Here is a 4,513-nt window from a genome sequence, read left to right as displayed (position 1 = left end):
TGCGGCCGATGCCAGCGGGTCGGCGCCGCCGCCCTCCGCACGGAAGGAGCCCGCGGCGAAGAGCTGCCAGAGCGCCAGCGCCGCCGCTGCGGCGGTGAGCGCCCAGGGAGTGACGAGAAGCAGCGTGCTGCTCTTTCCGGCGTCGTCGCGGCGGTCTCCGCGTCGGGCCGCCGCGAGAGCCGTGACCGCGGCCACCACGGCCGCCCCGGCGACGATCGTGAGCGCAGCGATCGTCCCGGACCATCCGGACGCCCCTGCCAGCGCGAGCACGAGCAGGCCGGCGGCCGCGCCCGCACCGGTCGCGATCGCCGTCTCCGCCGCGGCATGGCCGGCGATCCCGGTGGCCGAGGCCCCCCGCGAGCGGAGCAGGAACAGGTCCTCGGACCGGGCGTGCGCCAGCGCGACCAGGACGACGCCCGTCGCGATCATGCCGAGGACCCCGATGAGCAGCAGCGGGACGATCAGCAGACCGCGCGCGCCCGCGATCGCCGTGCTCGCGCGATCCACGGTCTCCGCCAGCCCGCCCTCGATCCGGGTGCTCCGCTGGTTCTGCGGGTCCACCTCCTGAGGAAGCGCGGCGAGGCGGGCGATTCCCCGGCGCAGGCCCTCGAGATCCTGCTCCCCCACGTCGACGGGGCGGATCGTCCACGTCACCGTCGGCGACGACTCGAGCCCGTCCATCCGCTCGCCGGTGAGCACGAGGGGTCCGGCCGCCGTGCCGGAGCGGCCCGAGCCGACGGCGGGGTTGCCGTTCCACTCGGCCGCCGCCGCATCCCGAGCGGTCCAGACACCCACCACGGTCACCGTCCCGTCCACGGGCCCGAGCTCGACGGCGTCCCCGACGCCGATCCCGCGGTCCTGGGCTGCGCGCTCCAGGATCGCCGCCTCGTCGGACGACCGCGGCCAGTCCCCCTCGACGAGGTCGCCCAGCGTGGAGATGTCGTCGTCGGCGAGGACCTGGAGTGCGTCTGCGTTGCCCGACGAGAGCACGCTCACGGCCTGTCGGCGGACCGCGACGGGAGTGGGGAACGACTGTGCGATCGACTCGCGGATGTCGGCGTCCTGCGCCGCGGGATCGGGGGCTCGCGCGGCGATCACCTCCATGACCGCGGCGCGCGGTTCGGCGGACGAGACCACCCGGCGGACGCCGTCGTCGATCGTGCGGGCCGCCAGGGCGTCGACTCCTCCGATGCCGAGCACGACGAGCAGTCCGATCGCCACGAGGACGACGAGCCGGCCCGCCTGCGCCCTGCCCCGCCGAATCGCGAACGTCATCATCCCTCACCCGGCGGTGCACCGCGCCGCGCCTCTTCCTCCGGGCACGCTGTCGGTGCCGGCGCCGTGCCCGACGCCCGCGTCGCGCACGCACTGCCCACCATCCTGAACCGTGCGCACCCCGGGACGCAACGGCGGAGCGGAAACCGCTGTCCCGCGCTCACGCCGTTGATCGGCCTGGCGATCGGCGTCGTGTGGATCCGGCCGTCCGGATGACCCTCCGCCCCGGTCCCGCGCGGATTGCATGCGCGACCCGCCGTGGCAACCCCCTCCCGGCACGGTGGCGCCCGCGACATGCTGACACCTCGCGGACGGACCGGTTCGCCGACGACGAGAGGAACTCCCATGGTCCAGCAGACGCTCGACACCCCCACCGATCTCTTCCACTTCCAGCTGCGCACCGCCGTCACGATGGAGGACGACTCCCTCGCGGCGCTCGGCGAACTGGCCGACGCGGCGACCAGCGCCGAGGTGAAGAAGCTGTTCCGTCACCACGCCGATGAGACGAAACAGCAGCAGGAGAATCTGACGAAGGTGTTCGCCGAGCTCGAATGGAAGCCGACCACGGCGCCCTCGCCGAGCACGAAGGGGATCTCCCGCCAGGCCGAGTCCCTCCTCGAGCGCAGCGGCGGATCCCTGCGGGACCACGCCGCGGTCGCCTGCGCGCTGGGCAACGAGCACTACGAGATCTCCGCGTACGAGGGCCTCATCCTGCCCGCCGAGGCGATGGGCTGGACCACGGTGGCGAAGCTGCTGCGGGAGAACCTGGATCAGGAGACGCACACGAGCGAGGAACTCCGCTCGATGCTGCAGAAGATCGTCGGCTGACCGGCGGTCAGGACAGCAGTTCGCGGATCGCCGTCTCCGGGCTCACCGAGAGATCGAGCAGCCGCCCCTGGGCGTATCGACGGAAGACCCGCGGATCGATGTAGCTGGATCGGGCCACGGCGGGCGTGTTGCCCAGCGCGTCCGCCGTGACCTGGACGGCGAGTCGCTCCGCGCGACGCCGCGCCGGCTCGCTGCCGGCAGGCCCCGTCTCCGCCAGCGACCGCGCGGCGAGGATCGTGGCGCGCAGGGTCCGGAAGTCCTTCGCGGTGAACCGGCCGCCGGTGACGGTGCGGATGTACGCGTTGACCTCGGCCTCCGTGAGCCGCACGCGGCGCCGACCCCGCCGTCGAGCCAGGAGCGGAGTCCGCGCCGGCCCGTTCGCGAGGTCCCGCAGCACCTCGGCGAGGTCCGGATCGGTGATCTCGACCGAGGCGCGCTTTCCGCTCTTGGCGGGGAACGACAGCGAGATGTCCGCGCCGTCGACGCGGACGTCCCGGCGTCGCAGGGTCGTCAGCCCCCGACTCCCGTACCGGACCCGGTATCGCTCCGATCCGATGCGCAACGCCGCGTCGTCCAGCAGCCGCACGGCCGCCGCCCGGACGCGCTCCCCCTCGTCGCCCCCGCGCAGCGCCCGGGTGATCCTGGCGCGTGCGGCGGGCAGTGCTTCGGCCAGCGCCAGCGCGCGGACGAACTTCCGGCGGTCGCGGCGTTCACGCCATCGCGGGTGGTAGAGGTATTGGCGCCGTCCCGCGTCGTCGGTGCCGACCGCCTGGATGTGCGCGCGGGGGTCGACCGCGATCCAGACGTCGGTCCAGGCCGGGGGCACGGCAAGGGCGCGGATCCGCCGCTTCTCCCGAGGGGTCGCGTCCGTGCCGTCGTCGCGCAGGAACCGGAACCCCCGGCCGGCCCGCACTCGGCGGAATCCGGCAGCCTCCCCCGGGACGACGCGTCGCAGTCTCTCCACGGCCGCCGCTCAGTCCTCGCGCCCGGTCTTCTCGTCGATCGCGGTCAGCAGCTCCTTGAGGGCCTTGCGGATGTCCTCGTGGTCGTACTGCCCGGCGCGGCTCTCGCCCGAGATCACCGCGCACCGGTGCAGCGTGCGGAAGTCGCCGTACGGGAACAGGTGACGCCCCTTCGTCCCCTCGGTCTCGTCCGTGTCCTCGCCGAGGAACCAGAGCGCGTACTGCGCCATGCCCTCGCGGTCGATGAACTCGTTGCCGTCCTCGGCGGACGGCGCGTGCTCGCTCCAGTCGTCGCGGGTGTCGTCCGTCACCTCGCCACGGCGAAGCAGCCCCCGTGCGTGCGCCAGGGCCTTCTCGTTCAGCGTGACGGTCATCTCTGCTCCTCTCGTCCCGGCGCGGACCTCGCGCCGGCCTCGGTCGTGTCCCCTGCTCCCCCGTCCCGTCCGACCCTGCCGCCGCCCGCATCCGGGCAGAAGGGTCTGGCGGCGACGACGGCCGCGTGCTAGTCGCCGCTCGTGCCGGCGGCCGCCCGCCTCGACGGTCCTGCACGCCGCGTGGAACCCCTGCATATCGGCGGGCAGATGTCCAGTCCCTTCCGCCCCTGCCCGTCCCCCTGCACACTGCTCCCAGGGTCGCGACGCGCGATGCCTCCCGGACCACCTCCGCGGAGCCCATCACCGCGCAACGGCGCCCGGGACGGAGGTGAACAGCCATGGATGACGAACTCGTCGTCACCCTCGCCCTCAGCGGCTCGCTGTCCTACTTCGTCCTGACCACCGCGCTCAACGACTACGCCGACCAGCTCGAACGCCGGGCGACGACCGAACCGGAGCACGCCGCCTTCCTCGTCGCGGAGGCCGCGGAGGCCCGATCGCTCGCCGCGCTCATCGACGAGCAGATCCTGGTGTGAGCCCCTCCCGCGGGTGTCTCGCCACGGCGCGACCGCGTCCGCTGCTGCGCCGGTGCCGCTGCAGCAGTCGGAAGCGGATCATGACCGTCGTCACCAGGGTGAGTCCGACGGCCTCCGCGGAAGCATCGCTCCCTGAGCGTTCGCCGCGAATCCGTGACACACGGCGTCCCGATTTGGGCCGGACGCGGATCCCGCACTATGGTTACAAATCGATAACAGACGACTCCGTCTGCCCGAGGAGCTCACCATCAACTCGCGATCCCCCGAAGCCGCGTCAACTGAAGAACACGTCACCGAGGCACCCTCCTCGGTTCCCGGTACCCCGCCGGGACTGCTGCGACGAGACCTGCGGCGCGCACAGACGACGACGTCCGCCACTGCGTCCGAGGCCTCACCCGCCGCCGCACGGCCCCACCGCCCCGACGCTCAGGCCGGCCCCGACACTCCGCCCGGCGACGGCGCCCGTCGCGTCCGTCGGCACGCGGACGCCCCCCGCGGCACCGGGGCGCGGACGACTCCCCCCTCTGCCCCCCGTTCC

At 73.4% G+C, this 4,513-nt stretch carries 5 protein-coding genes; 2 read left to right on the top strand and 3 right to left on the bottom strand.

The features are described 5' to 3' along the window. A partial coding sequence (locus MR1_RS07790) for a hypothetical protein (protein WP_217996203.1) occupies window positions 1–1,275 on the bottom strand: 1,275 nt, incomplete at its 3' end. A 345-nt stretch (window positions 1,276–1,620) separates the two neighbouring features. On the opposite strand from MR1_RS07790, the gene MR1_RS07785 reads away from it, so the two are divergent. After that, entirely contained in the window at window positions 1,621–2,103 is a 483-nt protein-coding gene (locus MR1_RS07785) for a YciE/YciF ferroxidase family protein (RefSeq protein ID WP_067244731.1), read from the top strand. A gap of 7 nt (window positions 2,104–2,110) precedes the next feature. On the opposite strand, the gene MR1_RS07780 is transcribed toward MR1_RS07785, so the two are convergent. Next, window positions 2,111–3,067 carry a DNA topoisomerase IB gene (locus tag MR1_RS07780; RefSeq protein WP_067244729.1) on the bottom strand — a complete coding sequence of 319 codons (957 nt, stop codon included), beginning with the start codon at window positions 3,065–3,067 and terminating at the stop codon, window positions 2,111–2,113. 9 nt (window positions 3,068–3,076) lie between these two features. Beyond that, window positions 3,077–3,439 (bottom strand): hypothetical protein, encoded by a 363-nt coding sequence (locus MR1_RS07775; RefSeq protein ID WP_067244726.1) that lies wholly within the window; start codon window positions 3,437–3,439, stop codon window positions 3,077–3,079. A gap of 338 nt (window positions 3,440–3,777) precedes the next feature. Here MR1_RS07775 and MR1_RS07770 point away from each other — a divergent pair, with 338 nt between their 5' ends. Next, complete coding sequence (locus MR1_RS07770) at window positions 3,778–3,975, top strand: hypothetical protein (RefSeq protein WP_067244724.1); 198 nt, start codon at window positions 3,778–3,780, stop codon at window positions 3,973–3,975. Window positions 3,976–4,513 lie beyond the last annotated feature (538 nt).

It is taken from the genome of Microbacterium resistens NBRC 103078 (genome assembly GCF_001552355.1).
GTDB lineage: Bacteria > Actinomycetota > Actinomycetes > Actinomycetales > Microbacteriaceae > Microbacterium > Microbacterium resistens.
The sequence above is the reverse complement of the archived record's forward strand: the minus strand, read 5'-3'. Positions and strand labels throughout refer to the sequence as shown.